Here is a 19,981-nt window from a genome sequence, read left to right as displayed (position 1 = left end):
TCCTTCCCATGAAAGCCAAACTCACCAGCCTGTTCCTGTTGCTTGCCGCACCACTGCTCCACGCGCAGGCCACTCCGTCCCTCATGAGTTACCAAGGACGCGTCACCGATGTCAGCGGCGTCCTCATCGGCAACACCGCCCCCGTAAACCGGGCCGTGACTTTCAAGCTTTATTCGACCTCCAGCGGCGGTACCCCCCTCTACGCCGAAACCCAGTCGGTGACCATTTCAGGCGGGGAGTTCAGCGTGCTGATCGGCAATGGCACCGGCATCTCCACCTTGCCCGGCCCGTCCTCACCGGCTGCCACGCCTTACAAGACCCTTTCAGACATCCTCAACTCGACCAGCTACACGAGCCTCTACCTCGGCGTCACCGTGGATGATGGGACGGCCGCCGCGGATCTTGAGATTTCCCCGCGCCAGCAGCTCGTGAGCGGTGCTTTCTCCCTGAGATCGAAGGTCGCGGAAACCGTTGCCGGATCCGCCATCACCACGGCGATGGTCGGTGACCAGCAGGTGACCACGAACAAGATCGCCGCCGGGGCGGTGGACAGCAGCCGCATCACGGACCTGTCGATCGATTCCGCCGACATCAAGAACAACACCATCACCGCCACGAAGCTGGACACCACCACCATCGGCAACTGGACGCCGACCGGTACGAACGTCTACCGGAACAACAACGTCGGCATCGGCGAGGCGAATCCCGGCTTCCCCCTGACCTTCTCCTCCGTCATCGGAGACAAGATCTCGCTCTTCGGCAATTCCGGAGCGCACTATGGCTTCGGCATCCAGGGCAGCCTCCTGCAGATCCACACCTCCGCCTCCGGCGCGGATGTTGCGTTCGGCTACGGAACATCCGCCGCCATGACGGAAACCATGCGTGTCAAGGGCAACGGAAATGTCGGCATCGGCACCTCGACTCCCGGGGAGCGGCTGACGGTCGTCGGCACCGCGTCCGCCGACAGGATCGTCTCCAACGGCATGGTGAGAGCCCGTGGCGGAAGTTACGGGGCGAACGGCATCAACTCCGGGTTCTCGTTCGATGGGAACGGCGACGCCGATGGCGGCATGTTCTCCGGTGCGGACGGAACCCTTCAGTTTTACACCAACGGAGCCGAAAAGGTGCGCGTCGATCCGGGCGGGAACGTCGGAATCCAGACCACCTCGCCGGGAGCCATGCTGAGCGTGGGCGGAACCACCGGAGGCAGCGCCGCAAGCACGCTCCTGAACGTGTATGGAGGTTCGCTCGGGGCCGCCCAGAACAGCGAGATCAAGCTGGCCAGCTTCGGATGCAACACCAGCAATTCCTCCAGCCTCACCATTTCCGGTTTCCGCCGCGTGGCGAATGGAAGCTGGGAGAACTCCGCCTTCATCATGGGAATGAACGTGGATGCCTCGGTAAGGGCGGGTGGATGGACGTGCTTTACCAACAACGGTCTCGGTGTCTACACCACCGACACCAGCCAGGGAACACTCAGTGTCGCGGGTTCGCTGACCTCCATCGGATCGCGAAACAACTCCATCGGCTACGCCCAGATGTATTACTCCGCCGACAGGGGAGGGATCGCGTTCAATGTTTACAACACCTCGCAGAACGGCACGACGACCTGGAGAGGATTCTCCTTCGATGGCGACAGCAACCTCGACTACTTCTCGGACCGCACGCTCAAGAAGGACATCATCGATGCGGAACCCATGCTGGACCGCCTCATGCAGGTGCCGTTCCGCAGGTTCCATTGGAAGGACAACACGGCACCGGACCAGAAGCATGAGTTTGGTGTCATCGCGCAGGAGGTGGAACCTCTGTTTCCTGACATCGTCGGAAAGGGCGGTGATGGCATGCTCACGGTCGGCTACGGCACCTTCGCCACCATCGCGTGCAAGGCGGTGCAGGAACTCAAGGTCGAGAAGGATGACGAGTTGTCGGACGTCCGGCAACAGCTCGACGAGAAGGACCGGAAAATCTCCGATCTGGAGGAGCGGCTCGCCGCCCTGGAGAAGCTGATCCGGGAGAAGTGAGCCGCCGCCGGAAAAACCCACTCCAACCTTCAACCTTATGAAATGGATTTCACGCGATCCAGGTGCCGGACGCCCTCCATGGATGATGCTCGCCTGCCTTCTGCTTGGCATGGCGGGGGTGTCGTCCGTGCACGCCCAGTATGAGATCAAGAGCGGGGTCTACAACCGCCTGAGCAACCGGGTGCCTGCGACCAACACGGCGCACATTCCTCCGGTGGGGCCCTCTGGCACGCCGAGCGGGGATCCCGTCATCACCCCGCAGTATTCGAACGTGGTCGAATCCTCCGGCGGCTCCGCGCGCGGGACCACCGGTTATCCCACCAGCATCCCTGCGAATTCCAGCGCTCCCACCGGTTTGACGCTGACGCACTCCAGTTTCGGAACCACCTTCGCCTCGGGCGTGCCTCGCTATCTTTTCGGAGACCAGATCACGCCTCCCACCACCATCGTTTCCGCCGCGGGCACCAGCTATACGGTGGACGCCTCCTATTGGCGCGCGCAGCCGGTGATCGCCGGTGAGGTGCTGGCCAACCCGGATGGGAATGTCTCGCCCGTGGATTTCAAGACCGGAGATGCGGCGGCCATCCCCGCGCTTCCGGAAGGAGTGCTGGCATCCTATTACTACAGCCCGCACGCGAAGCGCGTGTTCGCCAACACCCCTGGCCCGGTGGAGATCACCTGGCGCTCGGCGGTGCCGGACTCGGCCAAGACGGGAAGCAACAGCTACGTTTATTACAAGGAACGCTTCACCGTCTCCTCGGCAACCAGCACTCCCGTCCGCACGATGTATTGGACGGAAAAAAGCTTCACCGCTCCGGTCATCCAGATCCCGACCGGACGGATCACCACCGTCAATCCGGTCTACAGCAACATCTTCCCGGCCACCGTGGCCAAGGAATACGTGGTGGCGGGAGTGTCGACATCCGACCCGAACGCCGAGTCCTCCGAGATCCTGCGGACGCTCTGGTATGAAAACACGGCAGGCAGCGGCACGCTCCACGCCTACAACCTCACGGGCCGCATCTTCGTCGAATACCTCGGTGCTCTGAACAGCCAGGACGGCACCTACGAATTCCTCGGTGCGGACGTTGTCAGCGTGGAGCAGTCGCTGCGCGCCACCACGCGGGACATCATCCTCGGACAGGAAATCCGCCCGCCTCGTCCGGACGACGATCCCACCCTGACCGCCACGCCGGTTTCCAACTCCGGCTCGGTGAACCAGATCAGCTACTACGGTTCCAGTGTGAGGGCCGATGGCACGCTCGCCTATTACGCGGAGCGCGAAAACACGGTGGAGGACAATGTCACCTTCTATTGGATGTCCCCTCTGGACGCCGCCATCCCGAACACTCCGGAGGTAGCTCCGGGGCTGGTCATCAGCTGGCCGAAGTATCTTTCCAAATACACCCAGCGCTGGCCGGCCACCACCGCCGATGAATATGAGCAGTACGCGTATTATGCGGTCAACAACGGCGGCAGCACCCTCGCCACCGGCACCGGTCTCCAGTTTGGCGACGGCATGATTCCCCAGGTCATTTATCAGGATTCTCCCGACGGAGAGGCGACCATCGACAACGCCAGCCAGCGCCTGATCATCAACCTCGGCACCACCGCGGACCAGCAGAACCGCACGCTCCTGAAATTCACCGGCAGCAATGGAGGCGTCTGGTACGTGCCGCTTCTGACCCAGTCGGAGAACAATGCGAACTACATCGAGAGTGACGGTTCCGGAGCGCTCACCGGCACCGTCTATGTCGGCGAGCGCGTCACACCGCCATCCTCCGCATTCTCAGTGGCGGGCTACGTCACCAGGGGAACCTCCTACTCGCCACAGGCTTACATCAATCCGTTCCTCAACGGAGTGGCGGCCGCGGAAGCGGGAGCGATCATTCCGGTCAATACGTTGGCCGGCGAGAACAACGCCCTCAACGTGTGGTGGTTCAAGGAAGTGAAGCCTCCGACCTCGGAGTTCTCGTCTTTCTACACCCCCGCGAAGATCGGCCGCTACACCGTGGCCTACCGGACCACCAACCAGATCACCTCGGAGGATTTCGAGTCCAATGCGACCGGCTGGAGCACCGCGACGCGTTCCACCAACACCGTCATGGGAGGTTTCCTCGGTCCCTTCGGCAACTACACGAACAACGGCACCACCAACATCGCGGTGACCTCGCGGAACTACAGCATGGGGAGCAACTACCAGAATGGTGCGAACCTGTCGTTCAAATTCCACCGCCTGGAGACATGGGAGAACGAGTATTTCAAGACCTTCATCAACGACGTCCAGATCATCAACGAGCCGTTCGGCATGACGGAGGTGACCACCACGCGCCAGGGCACCGTGCTTTCCAACGGGGTGAACTACGCATGGACCATCATCCCCATCGCGGGCTCCTATAAGGATTTCTACGGCACGCTTTCGACGAAGGACCAGTCCTTCCTCGTCAACATCACCGCCACCCCGACCAGCGTCGCGGCGGCGGAATCGATCTCCTCGATGAAGATCGGCTTCGGATCGAACCTCAACAGCGCGGCGGGCGACGAGTGCTTCGCCGTCGATGACGTGTTGCTCCAGGTCACGCTGCCACGGATCGTGATGGCCTCAAGGCTCGGCGCCGGCTCGCTACCCTCCGCCGTCGCCGCCGGAAGCATCTACCGCCAGAGCGATCCCACAAAAACCGGATACAACCCGAACGAGGAACACGCCCTGTTGATCGGCTCCACCGCCTACGCCCTTCGGGATGACCTGAACATCGTCTCCGGAACGTCCTTCTCATCCCTGCCCCGCGTGCTGATCCAATACACCGACCCCACGGACAAGCGTCCGGCGATGTCGGTCTTCGAGGTGATGCGCGAGGACGGTCTTTACAAGCTTTCCTATCCGGTGACCGCCGGGACACGCATGGACGCCATCATGCCCGCTCCGCTGGGTGTCCTGCCATTGCCGGCCGACCCGGTCACGGGGGCGGTCAAGAACGTCGAGGTGGACCCGGGTTCATCCTATCATGAGACTTCCGCCGTGGCGGGGCTGGACAGCGCCTACTACAGCTTCACCTACAAGGACCGCAAGGGCTACGACTGGGTCCATCGCGGACCGATGGCGGGCGGTTCTCCGGCGCTCGGCATGCATTTCTACTACAACATGCAGACCTCGTTCGATTTTCCGGCGGGGCTCCATGTCTCCACACCCGCCGCCGGCACACCCCTGCCCTATCTGAGGCCGAAGAATACGGATGGCTCGTTCCTGGGCGACCCCGTGACGGGCGATCCGGTGACCGTCCTCTACTATCCCGCATGGCCGCTCAACCCGCCGACGCTCAGCCTTGCGGAAACGCTCGCGCTTTCCAAAAACGGCCTGCCCGCCGTGCGTGGCCAGACCAGCGCGCGCGTGCTCTACCAGCAATCCGTCGCCACCGGCGGCAGCGGCAGGTCCAGCGTCATTCTTCACGACCCGACGCGGGCGAAAACCGTCCTGCTCAACAGCAGCCAGGTCCAGCTCGCCGCGCTTCCCGGATCGCTCAAGACCACCTCCCAGAATGGCAAGACCTACTTCCAGCTCGCGCCACCGCACCTGCAACAGCGGATCTATCTCAATCCGCTGCTCGGTGACATCGGCGGTCTGGAATTGGTCGGCGAGTTTGTCGATTCGATCGCCGGTGAGGATTACCTGAACCTCAACACCCTCAGCCCGGCGGATGTCGCCGCCCTCAAGGGACTCGTCCTTTCCACGGATGCGGACCGGCAGAAATGGAACAACGCCATCGACGCCCTCACCACCCGTGTCGAGACCTTCAAGGAAGACCCCGCAAAACCCGGCACCTACATCGTGGGCTCGGGCGTGGATGTCAACGGCACGACGCTCTCGGAAATCTCATCCTCCGACACGGCGGTGGACAGCTACGCGCTGAGCGCCACCGGCAAGGGCTCCGGTTATGTCACGCTGTTGTTCAGCGACGGCAAGGCCTTCACTCCGCCCGGCAACGGTGTGGACATGAAGGTCATCAAGGTGCTGGACACCCTCTACAAAGGTGACCTGAAAAAGATCCTGCCCGCGAACCCGCTGGACGAACAGGTGACGCTGCGCCACAGCGGCGACTTCGCCGCGCATCCGGAGAATTACGACTTCGAGTGGTATTACTACCCGTCGCAAGGCGGCGCCGCTCCCCAGACCTACGTGCATTCCACCGCACGCGTCATCGGCACCACCGGTTCGCCCGCGACGAACACATGGGCGATTTATCCGAATCCACCGACGGATCCCCTTCCGGACACCCTCATCACCTATCCCGCCACCCCTGCGGAAACACTGCCGAAAACCTATTCGGTCAACGGCGGCACCTACACCCCTGAGCGCCCCGGACTCCTGTTCAAGAATGTGACAGGGTTGAACTTCGACGCAGTGCCCGAGCAGGTCGTGTTCAGCGCCAAGCTCCATTCCCTCGACGGATTCATTGTCTATGTGAACGGACATCCCGCGCTGGCCTACCAACTGCCGCAGGGCATGGCGGTTCCCGGCGGTCTGACACCGCAGGCGTCCCGCACCGGATTGACGACGGATGGTTTGGACTACCAGTTTGAAATCGCTCCCTCGTTTTTCAATACGGGCGGCAACCGGATCGAGGTTGCTGTATACTCTTCCTACGGTGCGAACAGCCCCGCCAACACCATCGACTTCCGGGTCGACATACCCACGAAGGTCGAGCAGGTGTCATCGAGGTGGATTCTCGCTTCGAACACGCCGCTCACCAACACCGTGATGATCGGCGGCTCGGCGAACTCCATCGCGGGCAACACGCTGCTGGTCTTCAGCGACAACTATTTCACCATGCGCTACAAGCCGAAGGCCGGCGTGAACATGGTCGGCTCCACCTCCCTCTACAGCGAGTGGATGGAGCCGGTGCTCGTGGAAAGCTGGGTCAAGCGCGTGCTGGACGGCATCAATCCGTTCAACCAGCGCAACACCGATCTCTACAACAACCCGGTCAGCACGGACGTCAGCATCCTCACCCAGGCAGGCAAACGCTGGGAGGGGGACGTCGCGCTGAATATCGACAACATCAACGATTTCGGCCTCATCGAGATTTATGAAACCGTGCTGAACCGGGTGAAGGCCCAGAGCATCGACGCCGGGGTGAACGATGCCTCGGTGAACCAGACGCTCCAGCTCGCCGCCGGTTACCTCAGCGATCTCTACATGACCCTCGGCAACGAGGCATGGGACGACGCGCAGAACCCGACGCTGATGATCGACGACCAGTTGGAATCATCAGAAGTCAGCTCCGCCCGCTTCTCCTTCGAAGGCCAGGTGGCCAAGATGATGGACGAGACACTCGGCCTCCTGCGCGGCCGGGATGACTTCGGCTCGCAGACGACCGTGTCTCCGGCCTACAACCGCCTTTACTGGAACTATATCAACGGAATTACCTCCGGCGAGCCGATCTATGCGACGAACTATGCGATCAAGGAAAAGGCCGGCAGCGCGAATGCGGACGGCGTGATCGACGCCAGCGACGCGCAGGCGATGTTCCCGCAGGGCCATGGCGACGCCTACGGCCACTACCTCACCGCGCTGACCGGTTACTACAAGCTCCTGACAAGCCCCAACTTCGACTGGCTGCCCAAGGCGGAAACCGTTTCCATCCTCGGCCAGACCGTGGAGGTGGACTATCAGGACGAGCGGAAGTTCGCGACCGCCGCCGCCGCCCTCGCCCGCACCGGCGCGGAGATCCTCGACTTCACCGCCCGCAACGATCATACGGATGGCGAGGAGCACGGCTGGTCTCATTTCCACGAGGCCAGGACGAACACCGGCACCGGAGTCACCCGTCACTGGGGCGTGGACGAATGGTCCTCGCGTGCCTTCCAAGGAACCTACCTCAACTGGGTCAGCGCGAACGCGATGCTTCCGGACCTCGATACCGTGAACGAAGGCATCGAGAAAATCGACCGCACCACCGTGCCGGAACTCAATGAAATGGTGACCACCGGCAGTGAGATCCTCAGCCTGATCGCGAACCTCCAGGCCCATCTGAATCCTCTCGGACTGGCGAACGATTCCATGGCCTTCGACATTTCCCCATCCGAGGTCGCGGCGGGTAAATCCCACTTCGAGCAGATCTACGACCGCGCCATCAAGGCGTCCGTGAATGCCAAGAACGCGTTCCAGCAGGCCGGGAAAATGAACCGCCAGCTCCGCCTGCAGAACACCTCGCTGGACGAATACAACACCGCCGTGGAAAAACAGGAGGACGCTTACGAATACCAGCTCATCCAGCTTTACGGCACCGCCTACGCCGGGGACATCGGGGCCGGCAAGCTCTACGCGCAGGGATATACCGGACCGGACCTCTACCACTCGTATTTCATCGACCGGCCCTCGCCCATCGTGAACACCGACAGCACGGTCACCATGACCTTCCGCGAGCCGGTCAACACCGATCCGTTCCGGGACTGGTCCCTCGACCCGCCGAACACCCGCCTCAATGCGGACTATGTGAGCCGCAGCTACACCATTTCCAAGTTCAGCCTCGGCCAGTTCTCGGACACGGTGGCCAGCGGCCTCGGCAGGCGCGGACAGACGGGGGACATCCAGGCCGCCCTGCTGGATTGTTACGAGGCCCAGGTGAACCTGCGGGATTCCGCCAGCACGTTCAACACCCTCATGAACCGCTTCAACCGCGACTACCAGTTGTACAGCGAGTTCAACACCGAGTTTGAAACGGCGGATGCGCAGGCTTCGGAAAAATCCTCCAAGGCGGGCACCGTCAGGAACGCCGCCTTCTCCCTGACGACGGCGGCCAGCGCGGCTTCGCTCTATTTCGACTACATCGGAGCGCTCGCGGCCGCGGCCGCGGAAGCGGTGCCGACGAGTGTCGGTCTGGCTACCGACGCGATGGCTCCCGCCCGTGGCGCCATCCGGATTTCCGGTGAGACGGCCGCGCTGGTATCCGGCCTCATCGGGCTGACATCGGACACCGGTGCCGCGCTGCTTGAGATGCAGGCGGCGAACCTCGATGGCGAGGCGTCCAGCATCATGGATGAATACAACCGCACCTCGGCGAACAAACAGCACATCGTCGAGCTTGAACGCCTCTACGACGAGGTGCTCGCCACCGGTTTCGAAATGACCCGCCGTCTCACCCAGTTGCAGCGGGCGAACGAAAAGGTATCCCGCCTCTACGCGAATGCCGCCAACATCCTCACCGAGCGCGAATCGTTCCGCCAGCGCGCGGCCTCGGTGATCCAGGGATACCGCACCCGTGACGTCGTCTATCGCGACATGCGCAACGAGGAACTTTCCCAATACAAGGGGCTTTTCGATCTCGCGCAAACCTTCACCTACCTCGCGGCGAAAGCCTACGATTATGAAACCGGCCTGCTCAGCACCAGCCAGGGAGAGGACGTCGTGAACCAGATCATCGGCACTTATTCGGTCGGTGACTTCCAGGATGACCGGCCCGTCCAGTCAAGTTCCGGCGATGTCGGACTGGCGGGAATCCTGGGCCAGCTCAGTGACGAATGGTCCGTCGTGAAAGGACGCCTCGGCATCAACAACCCGGATCGCAACGGCACCGTATTCTCGCTGCGCCAGGAGCTTTTCCGCATCCGCACGGACCAGCCGACGGCCGATGACGATCTTCTTTGGAAGCAGGTCATCCAGCAGCACATCATGAGCAACGTGCTCAATGATCCGGACGTGGCGATCTACTGCAACAACATCCGCAAGACCAGCGGCGCATCGGTCCCGGGCATCGTGATTCCATTCTCCACGACCATCGAACAGGGATTAAACTTCTTCGGCTGGCCGCTCGCCGCCGGAGACCACGTCTACACCCAGTCGAACTTCGCCACGAAGATCGCCTCGGCCGGACTGGTTTTCAAGGGCTACATCGGCATGGACGCCTATGCGACAGGTGTCATGGGAGCGGGCGGTCCCGCCAGCTCCAACCCGAACGCCCTCAGCGCCACGCCGTATGCCTACCTGATCCCGGCCGGAATGGATACCATGCGCTCGCCGCCGTTGGGTGACACGAACATCATCCGCTCCTGGACGATCAAGGACCAGGCCATTCCCCTGCCTAAAAACCTGGGTGCGAACCTGTTCTCCGACAGCCAGTTTTTCACCCCGGGTGGCAGCCTCAACGAGGCGATGTGGATCCCCCGCAAGCACGGGGCCTTCCGCGCCGTCGATGACCCGGCCTACTTCTACAGCTCGGTCCCGGCGGAGTTCACCAACTCACGGCTCATCGGTCGCAGCGTCTGGAACACCCAGTGGAAAATCGTCATCCCGGCCTATTCGCTGCTCAACGACGAGCAGACCGGCCTCGACCGCTTCGCCCAAAGTGTGAAGGACATCCAGCTCTTCCTCCGCAGTTATTCCAACTCCGGAAATTGATGGAGCGGAGGACGATCATCATCACGGCCGTCGTCATCCTCATCGTGACGACGGCCGTCATTCTGAGGAAAAGCCTGGAACCCACGCCCCAGCCAAAACCGGCACCCACCGTCTCGAAGGAAGACGACGGCACGAAACTCGTCACAACCACCGACCCGGCGCTCGTGTTTCAGAAGGCCTTCTGGCGGCGGCCGGCGGCGGATGACAGAATCCTCCATGCGGAGCGACGGGAGTGGTCCTCGCAGGACGGCGTGAAGAAGTGGCAATGGTACATCGCCGTAAGTCCCGGGCCACAACTGCTGGCATGGCTTAAAACCAACCCGTTTTCCCTGAGCGACGTCCGATCCGCGGGCAGGTTCGAGAACCGGCCCGGATGGTTTCCCGAAGAAACCCATGGCTATCAGATCCAGCGGAACGCGGAAGGCCGGTTCACGGTCATGCTGTCGACCGACGGCAGACACCTTTACGCCACCGATTCCGGACAGGGGTTCACCGCTCCGGAAATCGCGCCCTGATTGTTGCCGACTCCACGGGACTTTGCGGACAATTGTCGGTGTCCTCCCTTATGTGATTATGCCGGCTGAACCTGTGCGGACTCCACTTCCATGCCTTGAATCAGCCCATCCACAAGACTGAACCGGTGGCCCACCTCTTCGTCGGCCAGGACGGCTCCCGAAAGGTCGCGCACGAACTGGCGCACCACGACGAGAATCCGTCCATCTTCTTCCTGGTGGAACGCAACCGGTTCGACGCGCGGATCGATCTCGCTCCACTGCTCCGTCCAATAGGCGCGGACCTCTTCCGGCCCCCGGACGAAACCTCCCTTGAAGGCCTTCGGCCAGGCAACGTCCGGAGTCATCAGCGCGAGAGCGGCGTCGATGTCCCGGCTGTTGAAAGCAGTGTATGCCGCCCGTAGCAGCTCGATTTCCGGTGTTGATGGATTTGACATGGGTATGTGGGTGGCTTGTTTGAAACGTCAGGATGGAGTTCAGACCTCATCCGTCAAATGTCTGATGAGGTTTTCTACCGCACGGACGCCGGGGATGGCCAGAAATCCGTGGTCCGTTGACTTATTGTCACCATCTCCACCCATCTCCCAGGTTCGTTCAAAAATCAGATCACCTGAACCGTCCGCATTTCCAACCAACCGCATGCCCATCAAACAATCGGGTCCGAAAGAACGCACGTTCAAGGACCCTTGGAGTTGGTCGATAGGATCATGGCCCGCCGGTCGGTGATCGCATGGAACTCCGCAGGCCGATTCCGCTTCCGTTTCCCCGTGATCTCCACTAATCCATTTTCCAGCATCATATGAACCTCGGCCGCTTTTACCCACTCAATGGCCTGCCCCAGCAGCGGCAGCTCTGGTCATGGATTTCCTTCGATGTCGCGAACCAGTCGTTCACCCTCATCATCAACACCCTGCTGTTTTCGGTCTTTTTTTTCCAGGTCGTCGTCCAGGATGAGGCCATCGACGACCGGGTCTGGGCTCTGACCTATGGCAGCAGCATGCTGCTCACCGCCCTGTTGTCCCCTCTCGCCGGAGCGGTGGCGGATGAAAGGTCTTACAAGAAGCTCTGCCTGATCGGTTCGGGTGTCATCTGCGGGGTCTTCACCTGCGGACTCGGATTCATCCAGCCCGGGCAGCTTTGGCTGGCGGTGCTGCTCTACATCCCGGCGAACTTCGCCTTTTCCATCGGGGAGAATTTCCTCGCCAGCTTCCTTCCCAGCCTTGCGAGGCAGCACGAGGTCGGACGTGTGAGCGGTTTCTCGTGGGCCTGCGCCTATGCCGCGGCGCTGTTTCTCCTGATCGTCACGGCCGGTGCCATGATCGCGCTGAAATGGGAATCTCCGGATGCGTGGCGTCCGTTTTTCATTTTCGCCGGACTTTGGTTTCTCGCCTTCATCATTCCCACCGCCTTGTGGCTCAAGGAGCCGCAGGTCGCGAACACCGGTCATCCGGGAAAGAACCTCATCACCGCCGGATTTGTCCGCCTCGCGGAAACCGTCAAGGACACGGCCCGCTACAAGGATCTGGCCCTTCTTCTCATCGCCTCGCTCTTCTACGGCACCGGCATGAGTGTGGTCGTCTTCTTTGCCAGCATCCTGGCAAAACAGTATGGCTTCCAGCAGGTGGATCTCGTCATTTTTGTCGCGGTCATCACCGTCTCCGGAATCATCGGCACCATCGTCCCCACGCTTTACCAGGACAAGCTGGGACATCGCCGGTCGGTCCTCATCTTCCTCGTCGTTTGGCTCGTAACGGCCCTCGGCTTCGCAGGATACGCCTACCTCAACGAATCGCATGCCGGGAACTACCCCACCTGGCCGTTGTGGGTGATCGGGAATCTGCTGGGTTTCGGCCTTGGATCGCTCGGGTCGGCCAACCGTGCGTTTGTCAGCTACCTGGCTCCACCGAACCGGGAGGCGGAAACCTTTGGAATCTGGGGCCTCATGTGGAAACTCTCCGCCATCATGACCTTCCCGTTCGCTTGGGTGAAAGACACCATGGGCACGCCCGAGGCCCTGCTCGTATTGGCGGGATTCATCCTCGCCGGGCTGGTTCTGACGCTTTTCATCAACGAAAAGCGTGGCCACGACGCAGCACGGGAACACTGAATGCTTATTTTCTGAGAAAAAGGGTTTCCACGAGTCCTTTCATGGATTCCATTAAGAAAAAACCTCTTCCCACCACCCATGGACTATCACGACCCCACCGAGCAAGCCTATCACGAAGCCGCCACGCCTCCGAAGCGTTCGATCTGGCAGAAGCTCGGGGCCGGCTCCCTCTCGATTTCCATCATTTCCCACGGGATTCTCGTCCTCATCGGCCTGATCATCGTGGTGAAAATCATTCCACCGGAAGAGGAAAAACCGGTGGATTTCCTGCCGAAGTCCGGTGGTGGAGGCTCTCCAGCGGCCCAGAGCCAGGCCCAGAAACACCGTGTCCAGATGACCCAGCCGAACCTGGCCCGTGTCGCTGCGGCAGGTGCGGTCAGCAACATCACCCTGCCTGAGCCGGAGGAACTCACGCAGATGACCTCCCTCGGTGCCCTCAGCAGCGGCAGCATGTCCAAGGGACTCGGTGGCAACGGATCCGGCGGGGGCAAAGGCGACGGAAACGGCCTCGGGATCGGCAGCGGCATGGCTCCCGGACTCAGCGCCGGCACTGGCAACAAGAACCCGTTCGGCATGGTCAGCGCCGAACGCGGCGCGCTCACCGGCACCTTCTACGACCTCAAGCAAACCAGAAGCGGCAAACCCACCGAGATGACGGACGTGAAAATGCGCGAACTTCTCAAGGAAATCACCAAGCGCGGCTTCAGGGACAGCGTTTTCAACGACTACTTCAAGGCCCCGCGCCAGCTTTACCAGACCAAGCTTCTCATCCCGCAGATGCCTGCCGATGGAGCACCCGCTGCCTTCGAGGTGGAAAAGGAAGTGCAGCCCCGGATGTGGGTTGTGGTCTATCGCGGAGCGGTCAAGGCCCCCAAGAGCGGGAAATTCCGTTTCGTCGGCGAATGTGACGACTTCCTCGTCGTCCGCTTCAACAGTCGTCCGGTCTTCGACTACGGCTACACCATGGCGGGAACCGGAACCCACGTGAACGGTCGTGCTGACGAATTCGACGGCACCAAGGAGAATCGCGAGCTTGAGAACGAGGTGAAGAAAAACACCCCCATGAAGTTCCCTATCCCCTTCTACAAGTACGACGCGACCCCCGCCCACAACCGGAACATCGGAGGACTCGCCGTCGGTCCCGAATTCAATGTCGAAGAAGGAAAGACCTACCCCATCGACATCATGATCGGAGAAATCCCCGGTGGTTACTTCTCCGTGGCACTCATGATCGAGGAAGTCGGCGCGACCTACGAAAAGGACCCCGCTGGATTCCCCATCCTGCCCCTCTTCCGCCTCGACACCGTGCCTCCCGCCGACATGAAGGGCGAATCTCCTCCAATTTCCCAAGAGGGTCCAGTCTGGAAGTTTGTCCCGGGCGCGGCGCAGAAGGACATCTGAGGGACGTCTCAAAAGGGACGGTATTGGTCATTTCGTTGTCCCCTACTTGGGGACGTGACAGCTGCCCATCGATCATCCATCCTGATGACAGGTGCGGGGACTGACCGCACCCGCCCGATGCGGACATATGAAAAAACCGATCTCTTATTTTTTAAGAAATCGGATTTTCATGCGTAACCTTGCGGCCGTTCGTTAGCAAAAACCCTTCATCCCATGGAAACCCAAAACGACATCGAGTTCGGAACACTCGAAATCACTCCTCCGCCGAAACGTTCGATCTGGCAAAGACTCGGGGCGGGCTCCCTTTCCATCTCCATCATTTTCCACGGCATCCTCGTCCTGATCGGCTTGATCTTCGTGGTGAAAATCATCCCGCCGGAGGAAGAAAAACCGGTTGATTTCCTGCCGAAGTCCGGCGGTGGCGGTTCGCCCGCCGCCCAGAGCCAGGCACAGAAACACCGCGTCCAGATGACCCAGCCGAATCTCGCCCGCGTTGCAGCGGCCGGAGCGGTGAGCAACATCACACTGCCGGAACCGGAGGAAGTGACACAGATGACCTCGCTCGGCGCTCTCAGCAGCGGCAGCATGTCCAAGGGGCTCGGTGGCAATGGTTCGGGCGGAGGCAAGGGCGACGGAAACGGCCTCGGCATCGGAAGCGGCATGGCTCCGGGACTCAGCAATGGAACCGGCAACAAGAATCCCTTCGGAATGATCACCGCCGAACGGGGTGCTCTCGTCGGCACCTTCTATGATTTCAAGCAGACCAAGAGCGGCAAACCAAATGAGATGACCGTCGACAAGGTGCGTGAGATCCTCCAGGAGATCACCCGCCGGGGTCTGAAGGAAAGCGCCTTCAACGACTACTTCCGCGCGCCCCGCCAGCTCTATCAAACCAAGTTCCTCGTGCCGACCATGCCTGCCGAGGGTGCGCCCGCCGCCTTCGAGGTGGAGAAAGAGGTTCAGCCGAAAATGTGGGCAGTGGTCTATCGCGGTGCGGTCCAGGCTCCCAAAACCGGAAAATTCCGCTTCGTCGGCGCGGGAGACGATGTGCTCGTCGTCCGCTTCAACAGCCGTCCGGTCTTCGACTTCGGTTATACCATCGCCGGAATCGGCAGAAACCTCCCGAAGGAAATCGCCGAAACTTCAGAGAGCAGCGAAATCGAGAAAAACCTGAAAAAGGAAACTCCGATGAAGCTTCCTCTCACACTTTATAAATATGAAAACACTCCGACCCTGAACAGGGACATCGGTGGTGTCGCCGTGGGACCGGAATTCTCGGTCGAGGAGGGAAAAACCTACCCGGTGGAGATCCTTATCAGCGAGATTCCCGGAGGCCTCTTTTCCATGGCCCTCATGATCGAGGAGGTCGGCGTGACCTACGAGAAAGATCCCGCCGGATTCCCCATCCTGCCGCTTTTCCGTATCGACGGCACGCCACCCGCCGATCTGAAAGGCCAGGCACCACCGATCTCGAAGGATGGTCCGATCTGGAAATTCGTCACCGGCGCGACCAAACGCGAAATCTGACCCCCTGCCTACGGCTCCGGCTTGCCGAGTGCCAGCAGGAGCATCGCTGGCACGGGCAGCGGCTTGCCCACCAGCAGGTCCTCCAGGAGATTCTGCAGCCAGATCCGTGAAACGGAAATTTCCTCCACTTCCAATAGATATTCCTCCGCCTCCGCCTTGATCCGGTAGCGTCCGATGTGGATCGCCACCGGCTCCAGCTCCCCCTCCAGCAGGATCTCGGCGGATATCGTCCTGTCCCGGCTGCTGAGGTGGAATTCAGTGAGTTTTCCATACCGTTCCAAGCGCGAGGCCAGCAGGCTCTTCGCCGCGACCGAGGTCAGACTGTCTTTGATTCCTCCGAACATCCTGCCACAGTCTGACACCGGATCATCCGGTTTTCAAATACGCTTCTCAGCATCCAGCCGGTGCTGTCTCGCCTGCAGGATCTCCCTCCGGCTTATCAATCCGCGCAAACGCGGCGGATCTTCCTCATCCACTACCGGGAGTCTGCCCACGGAGCGCAGGATCATCCTGTCCGCGGCCTCGGAAAGAGAGGCCGTCGCATGAATGGTGATTACCTCGGTCACCCCCGCTTCCAGCACGGTCGACTGCGGAACCTCGTTCACCGCCGCGAGGATATCCGCACGACTGACAACCCCCAGCAACACTTTCCCATCATCGACAATAGGGAACAATCTTGCGGCGTTCCACAATGGATCGGTGCTGACGATACGCTCGGCCAAAGCCGATACCATCATGTCGGGAGGCACGGTTTTCGGCTCGGCCAGCATCACCTCCCCGACATGCAGTCCGTGCAGGACATCAGGCTCGTAATCGACCGGCACCCTCACTCCCTTCCGGGCGAGCTTTTCCGTCATCATCGACTCATGCATGCAGATCCGCGAAACCAGGACCGCCAGCGCGCACCCCAGCAACAACGGCCCGCCCGCCCATGTCGCATGGGTCGCTTCCAATCCGAATGCCACGGATGTCAGGAAGGCACGCGAAACGCCGGCGAATACCGAAACCATCCCCACCAGCACCAACAATCCCACCGGCACCTGCTCAAGACCCGGTATGATGTGCAACGACAGGGCGACCATCCCACCCACCGCCCCGCCCAGCGTCATGACCGGAGCAACGGTCCCGCCGGAAGTTCCGCTTCCCAAACAAATCGACCAGGAAAGGAATTTGAACACGAAAAGAGTCGCCATCGCGGTGAGGGTCGGACTTCCCGCCAACAAGGATTCCAGATTCGCATAGCCGGGTCCCAACGTCCGGACGTCCAGCCAGCCACAAATCCCCACCGCCACCCCGCCCAGAGCCGGCCACCACATCCAGTGGATCGGCAGCTTTTCGAAAAGATGTTCGATTCCATGCAATGCGTGGGTGATGCCCACCGCAACCAGTCCCGAAATCAACCCTACCATTGCCGAGCTGCCCGCAAGCATCGGCCCCGGAGCATTCACCACTTCCAGCGGCAACATCGGATAAGCTTCTCCGAAACAAACCCGCACCGCCATCGCCGCGCCCGCCGCCAGCGCCACAGGAATCATGCTCCTGCTGCGGAACTCGAACAACAACAGCTCGATACACAGCAGCACTCCGGCCACCGGTGTGCCGAAGGCCGCTGTCATCCCCGCCGCCGCACCGGAGGCGAGCAGGATCTTCCGTTCCACCGTACTGCTCGGAATCCATTGGCCGAACAGCGAACCAATGGCTCCCCCTGTCGCGATCACCGGACCTTCGGCTCCGAAGGGTCCGCCCGTTCCGATTGAAATCGCGCTCGCCAGCGGCTTCAGAAACGCCACCCGCAAGGGGATGCGGCTCTGCTTCATCATCACCCCCTGCATCGCCTCCGGAATTCCATGCCCCCGCACATCCGGGCTGCCGAACCTGGCGATCAACCCGATGAGAAGGCCGCCCACCACCGGAACCAACATCCCCCACATTCCCAATGTCGCATATCCGGGCACCGCATGATGGGAGGAAAAGTGGCCGTGATAGGAAACGTTCGTGATCAAAGCGATCAGCTCCAACAATCCCACCCCTCCAAAAGCCACCACCAGGCCGACCACACACGCGAGCAACGGAAGCCGCAGTCCCGATCCGGATCCTTTCACGCATCCCCCTCCCGCTCCATGCTTTGGAACAGCGCCATGATCTCCGGTGAAAGCTGCCGCAGCTCGTTCCGGTGGACATGGGTCAGATACTCCAGCCGGTTCCCCCCTTCCTCCGTCAGCCTCAGGATGACCGAACGCCGGTCCGCGGGTGATGTTTCCCGGACCACGAGTCCCGCGACTTCCAGACGCTTCGCAAGCTCCACCGCCGAGTGATGGCGGATCCTCAGCCGCTCAGCCAGCCGCCCGATGTTCGCCTGTGCTCCGGGACTCGCACGGATCACCAGCAACGCCTGATGCTGCTGCGGTGTCAGTCCCTCAGCGGCCGCTGCCTTTTCGCTGAATTCCAAAAAGCACCGCAGCGCGTAGCGGAAATCCGCCAGCCGTGTGTAGTCCTCGTGAGTCAAAATTTGCTTGCCCGCTGACATCCGGGCCTGATTTATATCGTCTCACGATACATTTCAAGCACCGCCTCCGTCCATTTTCGCTCCCTGTATGAGTTATTTGAAATCCTTGCTCGGCATCGAGCTCAGCGCCGTCAGTTGGCGGGAAAAAATCGTCTCCATGCTCGGAGGGCTCATCTCGATCATCGTGCTGACGTTCATCACCGAACGCGTGCTCAGCCTGAGCGGGGCGACCGCCGTCATCGCTTCCATGGGAGCCAGTGCGGTGCTGCTCTTCGCCGTGCCACACGGCCAGCTTTCCCAGCCCTGGCCGGTGCTGGCCGGACATGTCTTCTCCGCGTTGATCGGCGTCATCTGCGCAAGGTTCATCCGCGGACCGGAACTGGCCGCCGCGTTCGCGGTCTGCCTCTCGATCGGCATGATGCACCACATGAAGTGCATCCACCCGCCCGGCGGCGCCACCGCGCTCACCGCGGTGCTTGGTGGAAATGCCATCCACGACATGGGCTTCCGCTTCGTGCTGTTCCCGGTGCTGGTGAACTGCCTCATCATGGTCGGCGTCGCCGTCCTGTTCAACATCTTCTTCGGCTGGAGGCGCTACCCGGCCTATCTAAGCCATCCGGCGACTCCACCACCGCCGGAAACCCCGAGCCATGAGGAAATCATCACCGCCCTCAAATCGATCGACTCTTTCGTGGACGTGAATGAGGACGACCTCATCCGGATCAGCCGGTTGCTTGCCAATCGCCAAGAAAAGTCCGATCCTTCGCCATGAACTTCGACCGCATCGCCCCCTTCTACCGGGCGATGGAATTTCTGACAGCGGGCGGAAAGCTCCAGAAATGCCGCACCGCGTTTCTCGATGAAATTCCGATTCCCCAGCGGGTCCTGATCGCAGGTGAAGGGCATGGAAGATTCCTGCCGGAGTGCGCGGCGAAATTTCCCGATGCCCGGATCACCGTTCTGGATTCCAGCGGGAAAATGCTCGATATCGCCCGTCGCCGGACCAACTCACCGCAGGTTGAATTCGTTCTGGCGGACATTCTGGACTGGGATGGCCCGGCAGGCGGCTATGACCTCATCGTAACGAACTTCTTCCTCGACTGCTTCTCGGCGGACACTCTGCCGACGGTCATCTCACGCTTGGGAGATCTTGCCACTCCGCGGGCGCACTGGCTGCTGGCTGATTTCCAAATCGCTTCCGGAAAGATGCCCGCCCTTCGCTGCAGGGCAATCCTTGCCTTGCTCTATGCGTTTTTCCACTTCGTCTGCCAATTGCAGGCAAGCAAATTGGTCCCTCCGGACGGATTGCTGAGCGGGAATGGATTCATCCGCCACCGCATCCGGGAAAGCGACTGGGGACTGTTGAAGAGCGAGTGGTGGCACAGAACCAGCCGTGAAATCGAATCCAAATGCCAAGGTGAGGTCCACTGACGGATCAAATCTCCGCTCCGACGAGCGAAAATAACACCCGACTTGTCCGGAAGATCGACGGCTCTCGCTCCAATCCACACA

12 protein-coding genes are annotated in these 19,981 nt (G+C 61.0%); 8 read left to right on the top strand and 4 right to left on the bottom strand.

The window, feature by feature from the left end:
- Positions 1–8 precede the first annotated feature (8 nt).
- The 3 genes from JIN84_RS17035 to JIN84_RS17025 are packed head-to-tail and all read left to right on the top strand — an operon-like array spanning position 9 to position 10,931.
- On the top strand, positions 9–2,021 hold the full coding sequence (locus JIN84_RS17035; protein ID WP_200352273.1) for a tail fiber domain-containing protein: 2,013 nt from the start codon (positions 9–11) through the stop codon (positions 2,019–2,021).
- A gap of 37 nt (positions 2,022–2,058) precedes the next feature.
- Positions 2,059–10,416, top strand: coding sequence for a hypothetical protein (locus JIN84_RS17030; RefSeq protein ID WP_200352272.1), 8,358 nt, complete (start codon positions 2,059–2,061; stop codon positions 10,414–10,416).
- The gene (locus JIN84_RS17025; protein ID WP_200352271.1) at positions 10,416–10,931 is read left to right on the top strand and encodes a hypothetical protein; all 516 of its coding nucleotides are present in this window, start codon (positions 10,416–10,418) and stop codon (positions 10,929–10,931) included. The genes JIN84_RS17030 and JIN84_RS17025 overlap by 1 nt, the downstream gene beginning before the upstream one ends.
- Before the next feature lie 56 nt (positions 10,932–10,987).
- On the opposite strand, the gene JIN84_RS17020 is transcribed toward JIN84_RS17025, so the two are convergent.
- Positions 10,988–11,365, bottom strand: a complete 378-nt coding sequence (locus tag JIN84_RS17020; RefSeq protein WP_200352270.1) for a nuclear transport factor 2 family protein — start codon at positions 11,363–11,365, stop codon at positions 10,988–10,990.
- A 362-nt stretch (positions 11,366–11,727) separates the two neighbouring features.
- Between JIN84_RS17020 and JIN84_RS17015 the strand changes: the two genes are divergently transcribed.
- The 3 genes from JIN84_RS17015 to JIN84_RS17005 all read left to right on the top strand — a co-directional run bounded on the left by JIN84_RS17015 (position 11,728) and on the right by JIN84_RS17005 (position 15,963).
- The gene (locus JIN84_RS17015) at positions 11,728–13,035 is read left to right on the top strand and encodes an MFS transporter (protein WP_200352269.1); all 1,308 of its coding nucleotides are present in this window, start codon (positions 11,728–11,730) and stop codon (positions 13,033–13,035) included.
- A gap of 78 nt (positions 13,036–13,113) precedes the next feature.
- The gene (locus JIN84_RS17010) at positions 13,114–14,436 is read left to right on the top strand and encodes a hypothetical protein (protein ID WP_200352268.1); all 1,323 of its coding nucleotides are present in this window, start codon (positions 13,114–13,116) and stop codon (positions 14,434–14,436) included.
- A 213-nt stretch (positions 14,437–14,649) separates the two neighbouring features.
- A complete protein-coding gene (locus JIN84_RS17005; RefSeq protein ID WP_200352267.1) occupies positions 14,650–15,963 on the top strand; it encodes a hypothetical protein in 1,314 nt (437 codons plus the stop codon).
- Positions 15,964–15,971: 8 nt separating this feature from the next.
- On the opposite strand, the gene JIN84_RS17000 is transcribed toward JIN84_RS17005, so the two are convergent.
- From JIN84_RS17000 to JIN84_RS16990, 3 genes are read right to left on the bottom strand one after another with little or no spacing between them, the layout of a single operon-like run.
- On the bottom strand, positions 15,972–16,325 hold the full coding sequence (locus JIN84_RS17000) for a hypothetical protein (RefSeq protein WP_200352266.1): 354 nt from the start codon (positions 16,323–16,325) through the stop codon (positions 15,972–15,974).
- A 15-nt stretch (positions 16,326–16,340) separates the two neighbouring features.
- Complete coding sequence (locus JIN84_RS16995) at positions 16,341–18,065, bottom strand: chloride channel protein (protein ID WP_200352265.1); 1,725 nt, start codon at positions 18,063–18,065, stop codon at positions 16,341–16,343.
- Positions 18,062–18,490: a MarR family winged helix-turn-helix transcriptional regulator gene (locus JIN84_RS16990; protein ID WP_200352264.1), complete on the bottom strand. Its 429-nt coding sequence runs from the start codon at positions 18,488–18,490 to the stop codon at positions 18,062–18,064. The genes JIN84_RS16995 and JIN84_RS16990 overlap by 4 nt, the downstream gene beginning before the upstream one ends.
- Positions 18,491–18,557: 67 nt before the next feature.
- Between JIN84_RS16990 and JIN84_RS16985 the strand changes: the two genes are divergently transcribed.
- Both JIN84_RS16985 and JIN84_RS16980 read left to right on the top strand, forming a co-directional pair.
- A complete protein-coding gene (locus JIN84_RS16985) occupies positions 18,558–19,241 on the top strand; it encodes an HPP family protein (RefSeq protein ID WP_200352263.1) in 684 nt (227 codons plus the stop codon).
- Positions 19,238–19,900, top strand: a complete 663-nt coding sequence (locus JIN84_RS16980; RefSeq protein ID WP_200352262.1) for a class I SAM-dependent methyltransferase — start codon at positions 19,238–19,240, stop codon at positions 19,898–19,900. The genes JIN84_RS16985 and JIN84_RS16980 overlap by 4 nt, the downstream gene beginning before the upstream one ends.
- The last annotated feature ends 81 nt before the right edge of the window (positions 19,901–19,981 follow it).

It is taken from the genome of Luteolibacter yonseiensis (assembly GCF_016595465.1).
GTDB lineage: Bacteria > Verrucomicrobiota > Verrucomicrobiia > Verrucomicrobiales > Akkermansiaceae > Luteolibacter > Luteolibacter yonseiensis.
The sequence above is the reverse complement of the archived record's forward strand: the minus strand, read 5'-3'. Positions and strand labels throughout refer to the sequence as shown.

Excerpts from the sequence above, each read along its gene's own strand:
- JIN84_RS17035 (WP_200352273.1), top strand. The coding sequence starts at position 9 with ATGAAAGCCAAACTCACCAGCCTGTTCCTGTTGCTTGCCGCACCACTG.
- JIN84_RS17030 (WP_200352272.1), top strand. The coding sequence starts at position 2,059 with ATGAAATGGATTTCACGCGATCCAGGTGCCGGACGCCCTCCATGGATG.
- JIN84_RS17025 (WP_200352271.1), top strand. The coding sequence starts at position 10,416 with ATGGAGCGGAGGACGATCATCATCACGGCCGTCGTCATCCTCATCGTG.
- JIN84_RS17020 (WP_200352270.1), bottom strand. The coding sequence starts at position 11,365 with ATGTCAAATCCATCAACACCGGAAATCGAGCTGCTACGGGCGGCATAC.
- JIN84_RS17015 (WP_200352269.1), top strand. The coding sequence starts at position 11,728 with ATGAACCTCGGCCGCTTTTACCCACTCAATGGCCTGCCCCAGCAGCGG.
- JIN84_RS17010 (WP_200352268.1), top strand. The coding sequence starts at position 13,114 with ATGGACTATCACGACCCCACCGAGCAAGCCTATCACGAAGCCGCCACG.
- JIN84_RS17005 (WP_200352267.1), top strand. The coding sequence starts at position 14,650 with ATGGAAACCCAAAACGACATCGAGTTCGGAACACTCGAAATCACTCCT.
- JIN84_RS16990 (WP_200352264.1), bottom strand. The coding sequence starts at position 18,490 with ATGTCAGCGGGCAAGCAAATTTTGACTCACGAGGACTACACACGGCTG.
- JIN84_RS16985 (WP_200352263.1), top strand. The coding sequence starts at position 18,558 with ATGAGTTATTTGAAATCCTTGCTCGGCATCGAGCTCAGCGCCGTCAGT.
- JIN84_RS16980 (WP_200352262.1), top strand. The coding sequence starts at position 19,238 with ATGAACTTCGACCGCATCGCCCCCTTCTACCGGGCGATGGAATTTCTG.